A 13963-nucleotide genomic window follows, 5' to 3' on the forward strand; every position below is an offset into this window, starting at 1 on the left:
CGAGGTTCAGCGCGACAGCGCGAACACCGTCGTCGAGCGGTACTCCTCCCCCGGCCGCAGGACCGTCGAGGGGAACCCGGGCTGGTTCGGGGAGTCCGGGAAGTGCTGCGTCTCCAGGGCCAGCCCGTCGCCCTGCCGGTACGTCCCGCCGCCGGTCCCCACCAGGGTCCCGTCGAGGAAGTTGCCCGAGTAGAACTGCAGACCCGGTTCGGTCGTGGAGATCCGCAGCGTGCGGCCGCTGCGCGGGTCGTGCAGGACGGCGGCCTCCTCGAGGTCGTCGCCGCCGCGGTCCAGCACCCAGTTGTGGTCGTACCCCTGGGCGATCAGCAGCTGCTCGAACGGCTGCCGGATGCGGGCCGCGATCCGCGTCGGCTGGCGGAAGTCCAGCGGGGTCCCCGCCACCGGAGCCAGGTCGCCCGTCGGGATGAGCGTGGCGTCCACCGGGGTGTACTGGTCGGCGCGGATCGTCAGCTCGTGGTCCAGGACGCTGCCGGACCCCTCGCCGGCGAGGTTCCAGTACGTGTGGTTCGTGAGGTTCACGACGGTGGCCGCGTCCGTGGTCGCGCGGTACTCCAGCGTCAGCTGCCCGAACCGGTCGAGGGTGTAGTCCACCTCCACGTGCAGGTTCCCCGGGAAACCCTGGTCGCCGTCGGGGCTGTCCAGGGCCAGGCGCACCCCGACCTTGCCGTCACCGGTCAGCGGCGTCGCCGCCCACAACCGCTTGTCGAACGAGTCGGTGCCCCCGTGCAGGGTGTTCGGCCCGTCGTTCAGCGGCAGCTGGTGCTCCACCCCGTCCAGCGTGAACCTCCCCCCGCCGATGCGGTTGCCGTAGCGGCCGATGAGGGCGCCGAAGTAGGGGCCGGGGTTGTTGCCGTCGAGGTACCCGTCGAGGTCGGCGAAACCCAGGACGACGTTCCGGACCCGGCCGCGGTGGTCGGGGAACTCCAGGCTCTGCACGATCCCGCCGTACGTCAGGACCCGCGCGGTCACCTCGCCGTTGGTGAGGGTCCAGCGCTCGACGGACCGGCCGTCGGGCAGCAGGCCCCACGCCTCGGTGGACAGGCCGGGTTCGGCGGCGGCGACGGCGGGAGCCGCGGCGGTGCCGATCAGCGCGGCGGCGCCGGTGGCGGCCAGGACGACGCTGCGGCGGGACGGGGTGAAGGTCATCGGTGTGCTCCTCCTCGAGCGGCGGGTGTGACCCAGGCGTGACCTGTGTGACGGTTGGGACCGTAAGCCAGTGGTTGCCCTGCGTCAACGCCTCCCGGGCGCCGGAACCCTCCACGGGGAACCGGGACCGGCGGTGTTCACGTCCGCGCCACCTCGTCGTCGATCCTCCGGACCCGCTCGACGGTGCGCGCCGTCACCACGGGTGCCTCCGGCAGCAGCGCCAGGAGCCCGGCGGTGGCCGAACCCGCTCGCGGCGCAGGCCCCCGACCGCGGCGACGAGTTCCGCGGCCTCGGCACCGGCGGGCCCCTCGAACCGGGACCGGGTGAGTCCCTGGACGTACTCGTCCCGGAGGGCCGGCGGGACGAGGCTGAGGGGCAGCACGGCCCGGCGGGTCGGGCCCCGACGGGCCAGCACGGTGTGGGCGGGGGCGCGACCGACGCGACCGTCGCCGTCCGTGAACGGGTGGGTGGTCCCGGACCGGGCGCGCACCAGCGCGGCCTGCCCGAGGGGGGTGGGACCCGTTGAGCCGGCGACGAGTTCCTCAGTGGCCCGGCGGACGGTGGTGGTGTCCCGGGCGACCAGCTGAGCCTGCTCGCCGACCCGCTGGACGTGCTCGGTCTGCGCGAGTTCGGCGACCGCGACGTTCTCGCTGGACGGAGCGGTGCCCTCGATGGACGAACCGGCGGCGGTACCCCGGGCGGTGCGGGCGTTGACGGTCGCGGCGTCAGCCCAGCCAGTCGCGCGCCGCCTCCAGCGCCCAGTAGCTCAGGACGATCGACGCCCCGCCGCGGCGCAGCGCGAGCAGCGACTCCAGCGCCACCCGCTCGCGGTCCACCGCGCCGGCCTGCGCGGCGAACTCCACCATCGCGTACTCCCCCGACACCTGGTAGCTGGCCACCGGGACGTCGGCGACGTCCGCGACCGCGCGCAGCACGTCCAGGTACGGCAGACCCGGTTTCACCATCACCATGTCGGCGCCCTCGTCGAGGTCGAGCCGCACCTCGCGCAGCGCCTCGGAGACGTTCGCCGCCGGGTCCTGCTGGTAGGTGCGCCGGTCGCCCTTGAGCTGGGAGTTCACCGCCTCGCGGAACGGGCCGTAGAACCCGCTGGCGTACTTCACGGCGTACGCGAACAGCGCCACGTCGTCGAAGCCGGCGCCGTCCAGGGTCTCCCGCAGGACCCCGATCTGCCCGTCCATCATCCCGCTGGGCCCCAGGACGTGCGCCCCCGCGGCGCTCTGCGCCAGCGCCATCGACGCGTACCGCTCCAGGGTGGCGTCGTTGTCGACGCGGCCGCGGGAGTCCAGCACCCCGCAGTGGCCGTGGTCGGTGAACTCGTCCAGGCACAGGTCGGCCATCACCACGAGGTCGTCGCCCACGGCGTCGCGCACGTCCTTCAGCGCGACGTTCAGGATGCCGTCGGGGTCGTCGGCCCCCGAACCGGTGGCGTCCAGCCGCTCGGGCACCCCGAACAGCATGATCCCGCCCAGGCCCGCCGCGACGGCCTCCTCCGCGGTGGCCACCAGCGACTCCCGGGTGTGCTGCACGACTCCCGGCAGCGTGCGGATGGGCTGCGGCTCACCGATGCCCTCGCGCACGAACACCGGCAGGACGAGGTCCCCCGGGCGCAGGTGCACGTCCGTCACCAGCCGGCGCATCGCCGCGGTGGAGCGCAGACGGCGCGGGCGGATCGGCAGCTGCACCACGGGGGAACTCCTTCGATCGGGGCTCAGCGCGCCCGGCGGCGCGCCGAGGACTTCTTCTGGCTGGGCCGCAGGACGGGTTCGCCCGCCTCGAGCGCCGCGGCGCGCAGACCCTGCCCGTACGCGGCCAGCGCCTCGACGAGGGAGTCCGCGCTGGGCTCGGCGGCCAGGACGTCGACGCGCAGGCCGTGCTCCTCGGCGGTCTTCGCCGTCGCCGGGCCGATGCAGGCCACGACGGTCGAGGGGTGCGGCTTGCCGGCGATCCCGACGAGGTTGCGGACCGTCGAGCTCGACGTGAAGACCACCGCGTCGAACGCGCCGGTCTTGATGGCGTCGCGCACCGGCGCGGCCGGCGGGGCGGCGCGCACCGTCCGGTACGCGGTGACGTCGTCGACCTCCCAGCCGTTCTCGACCAGCCCGGCCACGAGGGTGTCGGTGGCGATGTCGGCGCGCGGCAGGAACACCCGGTCGATGGGGTCCAGCACGTCGTCGTACGGCGGCCACGCGTCGAGCAGACCGGCCGCCGACTGCTCCTTCGCGGGCAGCAGGTCCGGTTCGATCCCCCACTCGCGCAACGCGTCCGCCGTCACGCCGCCGACCGCGGCGACCTTCAGGCCGGAGAACGCGCGGGCGTCGAGGCCGTACTCGGTGAACTTCTCCCGCACCGCCCTCACGGCGTTGACGGAGGTGAACCCGATCCACTCGTAACGGCCGGTCACCAGGCCCTTGACGGCCTTCTCCATCTGCTGCGGGGTCCGCGGCGGCTCCACGGAGATGGTCGGGACGACCTCCGCGGTGGCGCCGTGCTCGGACAGCCGCCCCGTGATGCCCCCGGCCTGCTCCTTGGTGCGCGGCACCAGGACCCGCCAGCCGAACAGCGGCTTCGTCTCGTACCAGGAGTTCTGGTCGCGCAGCGCGACGACGTCGCCGATGACGGCCGTGGTCGGGGACCCGTCGGCGGCCGCGGCGGCCGCCTCCAGGGTGCCCAGGGTGGCCGTCGTGGTGCTCTGGGTGGTGGTCGTGCCGTGCGAGGTCAGCGCGACGGGCGTCGCGGCGGACCGGCCGGCGGCCAGCAGCCCGCGGGCGGCCTCGGCGATGTCGTCACCGGTGCCCAGGACGACGACCGTGGCGTCGGCGTCGGCGTGCCGGGACCAGTCCAGGGACCGGCCCGCGGGGTGCACGACGTTCAGGCTGGAGGTGCTCGGCGTCGTCATCGGCACACCGGCGTACGCGGGGACGGCGTTGACGGCCGAGACGCCCGGGACGACGTCGAAGGAGACGCCCGCCTTGCGGCAGGCGGCGACCTCGTCGACCAGGCCGGTGAACGTGGACGGGTCGCCGTCCATGAGCCGCACGACCCGGCCGCCGGCCTTGGCGGCCTTCACGACGAGCTTGGCGCGGTGCGCGCGGGTCAGCGGCTGCCCGTCACCGCCGAAGCCGGCGTCGACGACCTCCACGCCGTCGCGGCCGAACCGCGCGACGAGGTCCTCCCGGCTGGCCTGGTCGAGCACCACGACGTCGGCCGCGGCGATCAGGTCGACCGCGCGGACGGTCAGCAGGCCCGGGTCGCCCGGGCCGGCCCCGACGAACGAGACGTGCCCCAGCTCCTTGCCGGTGGTCCTCTCCGACCCCTTGTCGGTCCCCTTGGCGGCCTTCGCGCCGGTCCGGGTGGACGTCTTCTTCGACCGGGACTGCGCGGGCACCTCGTCGCGAACCCTCTTCGCGTCGACCACCTCGGTCAGGACGCTCACCTCGGGAGCGTCCGCAGCGGCCTGGACCGGCGCCGGCACCGGCTCGGCGACCAGGGGGCTGTTCGTCATCGTGCTCACGAGCCACTCTCCGGATCGGGACGTGGACCGTCGTCACGACGGTCCTGGGGGTGGTTCTGGGCCGTGGCCGCACCGGGCCCCGGCGTGGTGTGCGGGGAGCGCAGTTCGCGCGCCAGGAGGTCGCGAGCAACGTCGGCGCCCAACCTACGCGCGGAGGCCTCGTCGGGGACAGCCGTGAAGGCGCGGGCGCGCCGCACCAGCGCCCCGGCGGCGTCCTGGACGGCCACGTGCAGCGTCCCCGCCGCGACGTGGGCGCCCACGGGGGCCGAGCACCCGGCCTCCAGGGAGGCCAGCACCTGGCGCTCGGCGGCGACGGCGAGCCGCACGGCGGGCGCGTCGAGGGCGGCGAGCGCGGCCCGGACCGCGTCGTCGTCGGCGCGGCACTCCACGGCCAGCGCGCCCTGCCCGGGGGCCGGGACGTACACGTCGGGGGCGAACAGCTCGGTGATGTCGCCGGCCCGGCCCAGCCGGCTGAGCCCGGCGGCGGCCAGGACCACGGCGTCGAGCTCGCCGGAGGTCACGAAGCCGACGCGGGTGTCGACGTTGCCGCGGATCGCGACGACCTCCAGGTCGGGGCGCAGGGCCCGCAGCAGGGCCTGCCGGCGCGGGGAGCCCGTCCCCACGCGGGCGCCCGCGGGCAGGTCGGCCAGCGCGCGGCCCGCGGCGGCGACCAGCGCGTCGCGCGGGTCCTCGCGCTCGGGGACGGCGGCCAGGGCCAGCCCGTCGGCGGGGGTCGTCGGCAGGTCCTTGAGGGAGTGCACGGCCAGGTCGACCTCGCCGGCCAGCAGGGCGTCGCGCAGCGCCGAGACGAAGACGCCGGTGCCGCCGATCTGCGCCAGCGGCGCGCGGTCCACGTCACCGCGGGTGGTGACCTCCACCAGCTCGACGTCGAACCCGTCGCGCCGCAGCAGGTCGGCCACCCACGAGCTCTGGGTGGTCGCCAGCGCGCTGCGCCGGGTGCCGAGCCGGAGCACCCGCGTCACGACACGCGTCCCACGGCGTCGGCGACGGTCCCCGACAGCGGGGCGTCCCCGGGCAGGGCGCCGCCCCCGCCGGCGCCGACCTCGAGGTCGAACAGCGCCCGCAGCGCGGCGGCGTACCCGACGCCGCCGGGGGCCTCGGCGAGCTCCTTCACGCGCACCGTGGGGGTGTGCAGCAGCTTCTCGACGATGCGGTGCACCGTGCGGTCGACCTCGGCGCGGACGGTGTCGTCCAGGGCGACGCGGCTGCCCAGGCGGCGCATCTCGACGTCGACGACGTGGCGGGCCTGGGCCCGCAGCGCGACGACCGTGGGGGCGACGTCGGCGGCGCGCAGCGAGGCGGCGTGCGCGGCGACCTCCTCGCGGACGATGGCGCGCACCGAGCGCAGGTCGTCGGCGACAGCCGAGGCGGCCAGGTCCGCGCCGAGCCCCTCCAGGTCGACCAGGTGCGCGCCCGGCAGGGTCGCGACCTCGGGGTCGACGTCGCGGGGCAGGGCGAGGTCGGCCAGGAACAGGGGGCGCTCGGGCCGGTCCAGCAGGGCGGCGGCGACGATCGCGACGTCCAGGACGTGCCCGACGGCGCCGGTGCAGCTGGTGACGACGTCGGCGGCGGCGACCTCGGCGCGCAGGTCCTCCAGCCCGACGGCGCGACCGCCGACGGCGGCGGCCAGGCGCTGGGCGCGCTCGGGGCTGCGGTTGGCGACGACGACGTCGAGGCCGGCGCGCGCGAAGGTCGTCGCGACGAGGGCGCTCATGGCCCCGGCGCCCACGACCAGGGCCCGGCGGCCGGCCAGCGGGCCGCCGACGACCGCGGCGGCGCGGGTGAGGGCGGCGTCGACGAGGGAGGCCCCGGCGGCGTCCAGCCCGGTCTCGGAGTGCGCGCGCTTGCCGACGCGCAGGGCGCTCTGCAGCAGCCGGTCCAGCGCCCCGCCGGCCAGGCCGCGCTCGTGCAGGTCCCGCAGCGCCAGCCGCAGCTGGCCGAGGATCTGGCTCTCGCCGACGGCCATGGAGTCCAGCCCGCAGGCCACCCGGAACAGGTGCTCGACACCGGCGTCCTCGTAGTGGACGTACAGCTGCTCCCCGAGCTGGTCGAGGCCGAGCCCGATGCGGCGGCACAGGGCGTCGCCGACGTCGGCGACCGCGCCGTGGAAGCGGGAGACGTCGCAGTACAGCTCGACGCGGTTGCACGTGGACAGCACGAAGACCTCGTCGACGTGCGGGGAGGCCGTCAGGGCGTCGACGACCTGCGCGGCGGCCCCGGCGTCGAAGCTGGCGCGCTCCAGGACGTCCAGCGAGGCCGTGCGGTGGGACAGGCCGACCACCATGAGCGCCACTCAGACCACCTCCCCGATCCGCTCGCTCACCGGGGCACCGGCGGCGGCGGGGACGATCGCGGGGGTGTTCGTGCGCACCGCGCGGCGCTGGGCGTGGAAGGCGAGGATCTGGAGCTCCGAGGCGAGGTCGACCTTGCGCACGTCCACGTCGGCGGGCACGCGCAGCACGGTCGGGGCGAAGTTCAGGACGCTGGTGACGCCGGCGCTGACGAGCCGGTCGCAGACGGCCTGGGCGTGCTCGGCCGGGACGGCGAGCACGCCGATGGTGGGCTCGCCGGGGCGCACGGCGAGGGGGAGGTCGGCGAGCGGGCGCACCCGCAGGCCGTTGACGACCTCCCCGACGACCCCGGCGCCGTCGTCGAACAGGCCGACGACGCGGAAGCCGCGGCTGGCGAACCCGGCGTACCCGGCGAGGGCGTGGCCGAGGTTGCCGATGCCGACGATGACGACGTTCCACGGGGTGGTCTGGCCGAGGTGGTCGGCGATGCGCCGGTGCAGCTCGGTGACGTCGTAGCCGACGCCGCGGGTGCCGTAGCTGCCGAGGTGGGACAGGTCCTTGCGGAGCTTGGCCGAGCCGACGCCGACGGCCTCGGCGAGGGCGTCGGAGGACACGGTCCGCAGCCCGGCGTCGGCCAGGACGGACAGCGCGCGCAGGTACTGGGGCAGGCGCGCCACGGTCGCTTCGGGTACGTCGACCGTCCCCACGTCGTCCTCGTCCACAGCGGTCAGACCGGCATCCTCGTACGCGTCGTTCCCGGCTCCGGAGGGACCCGGGAGCCCTGGTCGTGCGCCAGCAGCCTAGGCTCTTGTGAAGCCATGCACAAAGTCGTGGCGGGTGGTCGTGACGAGCGCCACGTCGCCCCTGAGCTGCGGCTTCGCAGGTAGGGAAGGCTCACCTCACCGCTCGTCGCGGCCCTCAGGACCGGCGGCGGCGCCACCAGCGGCGACCGGCCAGCGCGGCGCGCAGCCGCTCCGCGTCCAGCCGCCCGAAGTCGCGCTCGGCGCCGTCGACGAGCACCACCGGGACCTTGTCCGAGAACCGCCGCAGCAGGTCCGGGTCGGCGTCCACGTCGACCTCGGCCCACCCGACGCCCGCGGCCGCCGCGACCTCCCGCACGACCTCGCGCCCGGCGTCGCACAGGTGGCAGCCCACCCGCGAGACCAGCACCACCCGCGCCCGCGCGCTCTCCCCCACCTGGGCCACGCGTCCCCCTCCCGGCCGTCGTCGCGGCCTACGATGCCGCAGTGCCCCGTCGCAGCCCAGCACCGGTCGTCCCGGTCGGCCCGGTCGGCGCGGTGGGCCCGCGGGTCGACGCGGCGTTCTTCGACCTCGACGGCACGGTGGTCCGCGGGGCCTCGCTGTTCCACCTCGCCCGCGGCCTGGCCGCGCGCGGCTTCTTCTCCCGCCGCGAGCTGCAGCGCTTCGCCCGCCGGGCGGCGAGCTTCGCCCTGCGCGGGGAGGACCTCGGGCACCTGGGCGAGGTCCGCGAGCTGGCCCTGGCCTTCGTCGCCGGGCACACCACGGCCGAGATCCGGCAGATCGGCGAAGAGGTCTGGGACGAGCACCTGGAGGCCGACGTCAGCGCCGGCACCAGGGCCCTGACCCGGGAGCACCTGCGCGCGGGCGCGCCGGTGTGGCTCGTCACGGCCGCCCCCGTCGAGCTGGCCGACGTCGTCGCCCGGCGCCTGGGCATGACCGGCGCCCTCGGCACGGTCGCCGAGTCGGTGGACGGCACCTACACCGGGCGGCTGCTCGGCGAGCCCCTGCACGGGCCGGCCAAGGCCGACGCCGTGCGCGCCCTGGCCGAGCGCCACGGCTTCGACCTGCGGCGCTGCGCCGCCTACTCCGACTCCGCCAACGACCTGCCGCTGCTCACGCTGGTCGGCTCGCCCGCGGTGGTGAACCCCGACCGCGCCCTGCGGCGGCACGCCGCGGCGCACGCCTGGCCCGTCCACGAGTTCCGCGGGTGGTGGCACCTCGCCCGCTGGACGGTCCCCGTCCGGCGCGTGGCCGCGGGCGCCGCGGTCGTCGTGGTGGTCGCGACCCTGGCCCGACGCCGGTGACGGAGGAGATGTGACGCACACCACACCCCCGGGCCCTCAAGGTGCCGGGCCCGGGGACCGAGACAGCGGGGTGCCCCGCGCCCGTGCTCTCGCCGCCACCGTCGGAACCCGGATCGGGGCGGTCGCGGCCGTCACCGCCCTCGTCGCGGGGGCCGCCACCACCGTCGCCGCCCTGGACACCCCGCGGGCGGCCGCCGCGACGGCGCTGTGCGACCAGTACGGCAAGGCGACCACCGCCGACGGCCGCTACCGCATCCAGAACAACCGGTGGGGCACCTCGGCCCAGCAGTGCATCGAGCCCACGGCCACCGGGTTCGCCGTCACGCGGGCCGACGGCACCGCCCCCACGACCGGCGCCCCCAAGAGCTACCCGTCGATCTACTGGGGCTGCCACTACGGGGACTGCACGCCCGGGTTCTCCCCGGTGCCGGCCGCCGGCAGCACCTTCAGGGCGGTCCGGACGAGCGTGGCCATGACCTACCCCGCGACGGGCGAGTGGGACGCCGCCTACGACCTGTGGTTCGACCCCACGCCGCGCACCGACGGCCAGAACACCGGCGCCGAGGTCATGGTGTGGCTCAACCACGCCGGCCGCCCGCAGCCGGTCGGCCGCCGGGTCGGGTCCGTCACGCTCGCCGGGGCGACCTGGGACGTCTGGTTCGGCAACACCGGCTGGAACGTCGTCTCCTACGTCCGGCAGACGCCGACGTCGTCGCTGGAGTTCGCGGTCAGCACCTTCTTCGACGACGCCCTGGCCCGGGGCTGGGTGGACCGCTCCTGGTACCTCACGAGCGTGCAGGCCGGGTTCGAGCCGTGGACCGGCGGGACGGGCCTGGCGGTGACGTCGTTCTCCGCCGGCACCGGTGCGGCGGCGCCCGCACCGACGTCCACGGCCTCCCCCACCGCGCCCGCCACCGGCACGCCCACCGCCACGGCCGTACCGACCGTGACCCGGTCGGCCCGCCCGACGTCGGGCCGCCCGGTCTGCTCGGCGGTGCCGCGCACCGACGCGGCCTGGGACGGCGGCGCCGTGCAGACCGTCACCGTCACCAACGGCACCGGCGCCCGCACGGGCTGGACGGCCGTCGCGACGCTGCCGGCGGGGCAGACGGTGACGAACCTGTGGAACGGCTCCTGGACCCAGTCGGGCCGGACCCTGACGGTGCGCAACCTGCCGTACAACGGGTCGCTGGCCGCCGGTGCCACGACGACGTTCGGCTACCAGCTCGCGGCGACCGGCAGCACCGCCGTCCCCGCCCTCACCTGCACCTGACCCGTCCGGCCGGGCGAGACCCCCGGGACGCGCGGAGGGCGGGCCCCCCGACCGGGGAGCCCGCCCTCCGGCGGTTCACTTCTTGTTGCGGCGCTGGTGGCGCGTGCGGCGGAGCAGCTTGCGGTGCTTCTTCTTCGCCATGCGCTTGCGACGCTTCTTGATGACAGAGCCCAAGGGGTCCTCGCTCACTCGATACGGCTGGTTGCTTGCCCGTCGACCCGGCGGCCACCCGGACTGCGGGAGGACCACCGGCGGACGGACGTGCCGCCCGTGAGCGGCAGACCGCGACCGAGTCTACCCGCCCGCGCACCCCCGGAGTGTCGCGCGCCCACGTCCACGATCCTCAGGCCGTGTCGATGTAGGACTGTCGCAGGTACTCGTGGACGGCGTCCTCGGGCACGCGGAAGGAGCGGCCGACCCGCACGGCGGGCAGCTCCCCGTTGTGCACCAGGCGGTACACCGTCATCTTCGACACGCGCATCATCGACGCGACCTCGGCCACGGTCAGGAACCGGACCTCGGACAGCGGGCGATCCTCAGGCATCCCCACAGCACCCTTCAGTTCGCGCGCCGTTTGCGCACCGTCCCCCGCGGACGGCCCGGTGGGGGCGCGTTCACTGTCCACTGTAGGGGCACGTGTGACGTGCGTGGAAGATCTCCGTGTCCGAAAAGTCACACAGAGTGATCTAAACAGGCCGTGACCAGCACTTACGCTCCGTAAATTCCTGGGCGCTCAGTCGAAGTCCGGGTCCAGGCCGTGCAGCGGGAACGCCGCACGCCGCGTCGCCAGGACCGCCCGGTCCACCGCGTCGTCCGGGTCGTAGCCCGACTCCCAGCCCGTGAACGTCGCCGGCGCCCCGTCCGACATCGTCGCCGGCGCCTCCCGGCCGAACGCCTCCCGCACGTGGTCGCGCCACGCCACCGGCACCGGCGTGCCCGGCGCCAGCGGCTGCCCGGACGCCTCCGCCACCAGGTGCGCCCACGTGCGCGGCACCACGTCGACGACCTCGTACCCGCCGCCGCCCAGCGCCAGCCAGCGGCCCCCGCTGGCCTCGTGGGCCAGCGCGTGCATCGACGCCGCCGCCACCCGCTGCGCGTCCACCGACACCTGCAGGTGCCCCAGGGGGTCCAGGCCGTGCGTGTCGCAGCCGTGCTGGGTCACCAGGACGTCCGGGGCGAACGAGCGCACCAGCGGCGGGACGACGGCGTGCACCGCGCGCAACCAGCCCGCGTCCCCCGTCCGGGCCGGCAGGGCCAGGTTCACCGCGCTGCCCAGCGCCCCCGGCCCGCCCAGCTCGTCGGCGAAGCCCGTCCCCGGGAACAGCGTCGTCCCGGACTCGTGGACGCTGACCGTCAGCACCCGCGGGTCGTCCCAGAACGCCGCCTCCGTGCCGTCGCCGTGGTGGCAGTCCAGGTCGACGTAGACGATCCGCTCGGCCCCCTCGCGCAGCATCGCCACGATGGCCGCCGCCGCGTCGTTGTAGACGCAGAACCCGCTCGCGCAGCCCGGCTTGGCGTGGTGCATCCCGCCGGTGAAGTTGACGCCGTGCCGCACCCGACCGGCCACCAGCGCCCGCCCCAGGTCGACCGACCCGCCCACGATCCGCGCCGCCGCCTCGTGCATGCCGGGGAAGGCGGGGTCGTCCTCGGTGCCCAGGCCGAAGACCTCCTGGGCCTGCCGCGGGTCCGCCGACGCGGCCTTGACGGCCTCGACGTACGCGCGGTCGTGGACCGTCGTGAGCAGCTCGTCGTCGGCCGGCTCGGCCCCCACGACGCTCACCCCCGGCCGGTCGAACAGCCCCAGCTGCTCGCACAGCCGGGCCGTCAGCTCCAGCCGGACCGGCGCCATCGGGTGCCAGCGGCCGAAGTCGTAACCGTTGAACACCGGGTCCCAGACGACGTGCACCTCGTCGCTCGACGGCACGGACACCTCAGCCCCCCGACAGTTGCTTCGACCGGTCCGCGGCGGCCTCCACCGCGGAGACCAGGGCCGCCCGCACCCCGGAGTCGTCCAGCTGGCGCAGCGCCGCCGCCGTCGTCCCGGCCGGCGAGGTCACCTGCTCGCGCAGCACCGTCGGGTGCTGGCCCGTCTCGCGCAGCATGGCCCCGGCGCCGACGACGGTCTGCACGACCAGCTCGGTCGCCGTCGCCCGCGGCAGCCCCAGCAGCACACCCGCCTCGACCATGGCCTCCACCACGTAGAAGACGTACGCCGGGCCGGACCCGCTCAGCGCCGTCACGGCGTCCAGGTGCTTCTCGGCCAGCACGACCGTCCGGCCGCACGAGCGCAGCAGGTCCTCGGCCTCGGCCAGCTGGGAGTCCGCGCAGGCGGCGCCCGCCGCGAGCGCCGCCATCCCCTCGTCGACCAGGGAGGGGGTGTTCGGCATGACCCGCACCACCGCGGTGCCCGCGCGCAGCCGGGCCTCGATCGCGGCCGTCGTGACGCCCGCCGCGAGGGAGACCACGAGGGCGTCGTCGGACAGGTGCGGCGCGATCGAGTCCAGCAGGGCCGGCAGGTCCTGCGGCTTGACCGCCAGCAGGACCGTGCGGGCCGCCCGGACGGCGCCGACGTCGTCGACGACGCGCACCCCGAACCGCTCGTGCAGCTCCTGCCCGCGACCGGCGCGGCGGTCCACGACCAGGACCTCGCCCGGGTCGCGACCGGCGCGCAGCAGCCCGCCCAGGAGCGTCTGCCCCATCACCCCCGCACCCACCAGAGCCAGCGTCACACCCGCACCTTCCCGTCGGTCGTCCCGTTCGCGGTCCCCCGGGCGGTCCCCGGGGCGTTCACGCCGTGACCTCCGGCGTCCGGGCCAGGTGCTCGCGGGCGAACTCCAGGGTGCGGGCCAGCGCGGCCTCGCGCGCGGCGCGGCCGCGGGCCCGGCGGGTGTTCACCTCGGCGACCACCGTGCCGCCGAAACCGCCGCGCGCCAGCTCGGCCAGGACCGCGGCGACGGGCTGGGAGCCGTCGCCGGGCACCAGGTGCTCGTCCTTGACCGACCCGGTGCCGTCGCACAGGTGCACGTGCGCGAGCCGGGCGCCGAAGGCGCGGGCCAGCTCGGCGCAGTCCTGCCCGGCCGTCGCGGCGTGCGAGCAGTCGAGGGTGAGGTGCCGGTAGCCGACGTGCGTGGGGTCCCAGCCGGGCGCGTAGGCGACGAGCTCACGGCCCCGCGCGCGCCACGGGAACATGTTCTCCACGGCCATCACCACGCCCGTGCGGTCCTCCAGCGCCGCGACGCCGTCGACGAACCCGGCGGCGTACTCGCGCTGCCAGCGGAACGGCGGGTGCACGACGACGGTGCGGGCCCCCAGGGAGGCGGCGAGCTCGGCGGAGCGCTCCAGCTTGCCCCACGGGTCACGGCCCCAGGTGCCCTGCGTCAGCAGCAGCGTCGGCGCGTGCACCGACAGGACCGGCACGCCGTAGTGCTCCACGAGCCGGTGCAGCGCGGCCGGGTCCTGGCTCACCGGGTCGGTCCACACCAGGACCTCCACGCCGTCGTAGCCGAGCCGGGCGGCGATCTCGAACGCCGCCGTCGTCGACTCCGGGTAGGAGCAGGAGGTCGACAGCCCCACCTCGATCCGCCCCGGCGCGGGCGCGCGGTCCACGTCCACC

14 protein-coding genes are annotated in these 13963 nt (G+C 75.8%); 2 read left to right on the plus strand and 12 right to left on the minus strand.

The window, feature by feature from the left end; genetic code table 11:
- Positions 1-6: 6 nt before the first annotated feature.
- The 7 genes from ACRYM6_RS05390 to ACRYM6_RS05420 form a co-directional block, all read right to left on the minus strand.
- Positions 7-1167 (minus strand): aldose epimerase family protein, encoded by a 1161-nt coding sequence (locus tag ACRYM6_RS05390; RefSeq protein WP_432541681.1) that lies wholly within the window; start codon positions 1165-1167, stop codon positions 7-9.
- 725 nt (positions 1168-1892) lie between these two features.
- A complete protein-coding gene (hemB, locus tag ACRYM6_RS05395) occupies positions 1893-2873 on the minus strand; it encodes a porphobilinogen synthase (RefSeq protein WP_432541682.1) in 981 nt (326 codons plus the stop codon).
- Positions 2874-2896: 23 nt separating this feature from the next.
- The gene (locus tag ACRYM6_RS05400; protein ID WP_432541798.1) at positions 2897-4690 is read right to left on the minus strand and encodes a bifunctional uroporphyrinogen-III C-methyltransferase/uroporphyrinogen-III synthase; all 1794 of its coding nucleotides are present in this window, start codon (positions 4688-4690) and stop codon (positions 2897-2899) included.
- 5 nt (positions 4691-4695) lie between these two features.
- A complete protein-coding gene (gene hemC, locus ACRYM6_RS05405; RefSeq protein ID WP_432541683.1) occupies positions 4696-5682 on the minus strand; it encodes a hydroxymethylbilane synthase in 987 nt (328 codons plus the stop codon).
- A complete protein-coding gene (locus ACRYM6_RS05410; RefSeq protein WP_432541684.1) occupies positions 5679-7013 on the minus strand; it encodes a glutamyl-tRNA reductase in 1335 nt (444 codons plus the stop codon). Before ACRYM6_RS05410 ends, hemC begins: the two co-directional genes overlap by 4 nt.
- Positions 7014-7733: a redox-sensing transcriptional repressor Rex gene (locus tag ACRYM6_RS05415; protein WP_432541685.1), complete on the minus strand. Its 720-nt coding sequence runs from the start codon at positions 7731-7733 to the stop codon at positions 7014-7016.
- Between the two features lie 196 nt (positions 7734-7929).
- The gene (locus ACRYM6_RS05420; protein WP_432541686.1) at positions 7930-8217 is read right to left on the minus strand and encodes a glutaredoxin family protein; all 288 of its coding nucleotides are present in this window, start codon (positions 8215-8217) and stop codon (positions 7930-7932) included.
- 41 nt (positions 8218-8258) lie between these two features.
- Between ACRYM6_RS05420 and ACRYM6_RS05425 the strand changes: the two genes are divergently transcribed.
- Positions 8259-9077 carry an HAD family hydrolase gene (locus tag ACRYM6_RS05425; protein WP_432541687.1) on the plus strand — a complete coding sequence of 273 codons (819 nt, stop codon included), beginning with the start codon at positions 8259-8261 and terminating at the stop codon, positions 9075-9077.
- Between the two features lie 70 nt (positions 9078-9147).
- On the plus strand, positions 9148-10350 hold the full coding sequence (locus ACRYM6_RS05430; protein WP_432541688.1) for a GH12 family glycosyl hydrolase domain-containing protein: 1203 nt from the start codon (positions 9148-9150) through the stop codon (positions 10348-10350).
- 75 nt (positions 10351-10425) lie between these two features.
- On the opposite strand, the gene ACRYM6_RS05435 is transcribed toward ACRYM6_RS05430, so the two are convergent.
- The 5 genes from ACRYM6_RS05435 to ACRYM6_RS05455 form a co-directional block, all read right to left on the minus strand.
- Entirely contained in the window at positions 10426-10524 is a 99-nt protein-coding gene (locus tag ACRYM6_RS05435; RefSeq protein WP_012085056.1) for a 30S ribosomal protein bS22, read from the minus strand.
- A 169-nt stretch (positions 10525-10693) separates the two neighbouring features.
- Entirely contained in the window at positions 10694-10894 is a 201-nt protein-coding gene (locus ACRYM6_RS05440; RefSeq protein WP_179750884.1) for a helix-turn-helix domain-containing protein, read from the minus strand.
- 189 nt (positions 10895-11083) lie between these two features.
- Positions 11084-12199, minus strand: coding sequence for an acetoin utilization protein AcuC (locus ACRYM6_RS05445; protein ID WP_432541799.1), 1116 nt, complete (start codon positions 12197-12199; stop codon positions 11084-11086).
- Positions 12200-12281: 82 nt separating this feature from the next.
- On the minus strand, positions 12282-13049 hold the full coding sequence (proC, locus tag ACRYM6_RS05450; RefSeq protein ID WP_432541800.1) for a pyrroline-5-carboxylate reductase: 768 nt from the start codon (positions 13047-13049) through the stop codon (positions 12282-12284).
- 88 nt (positions 13050-13137) lie between these two features.
- Complete coding sequence (locus ACRYM6_RS05455; protein WP_432541689.1) at positions 13138-13956, minus strand: sugar phosphate isomerase/epimerase family protein; 819 nt, start codon at positions 13954-13956, stop codon at positions 13138-13140.
- Positions 13957-13963: the final 7 nt, after the last annotated feature.

It is taken from the genome of Kineococcus rugosus (assembly GCF_050871975.1).
Taxonomy (GTDB): domain Bacteria; phylum Actinomycetota; class Actinomycetes; order Actinomycetales; family Kineococcaceae; genus Kineococcus.

Coding starts and splice junctions, on each gene's coding strand:
- ACRYM6_RS05390 (WP_432541681.1), bottom strand. CDS start 1,167: ATGACCTTCACCCCGTCCCGCCGCAGCGTCGTCCTGGCCGCCACCGGC.
- ACRYM6_RS05445 (WP_432541799.1), bottom strand. CDS start 12,199: ATGGCGCCGGTCCGGCTGGAGCTGACGGCCCGGCTGTGCGAGCAGCTG.
- proC (WP_432541800.1), bottom strand. CDS start 13,049: ATGGGGCAGACGCTCCTGGGCGGGCTGCTGCGCGCCGGTCGCGACCCG.
- ACRYM6_RS05400 (WP_432541798.1), bottom strand. CDS start 4,690: ATGACGAACAGCCCCCTGGTCGCCGAGCCGGTGCCGGCGCCGGTCCAG.
- ACRYM6_RS05440 (WP_179750884.1), bottom strand. CDS start 10,894: ATGCCTGAGGATCGCCCGCTGTCCGAGGTCCGGTTCCTGACCGTGGCC.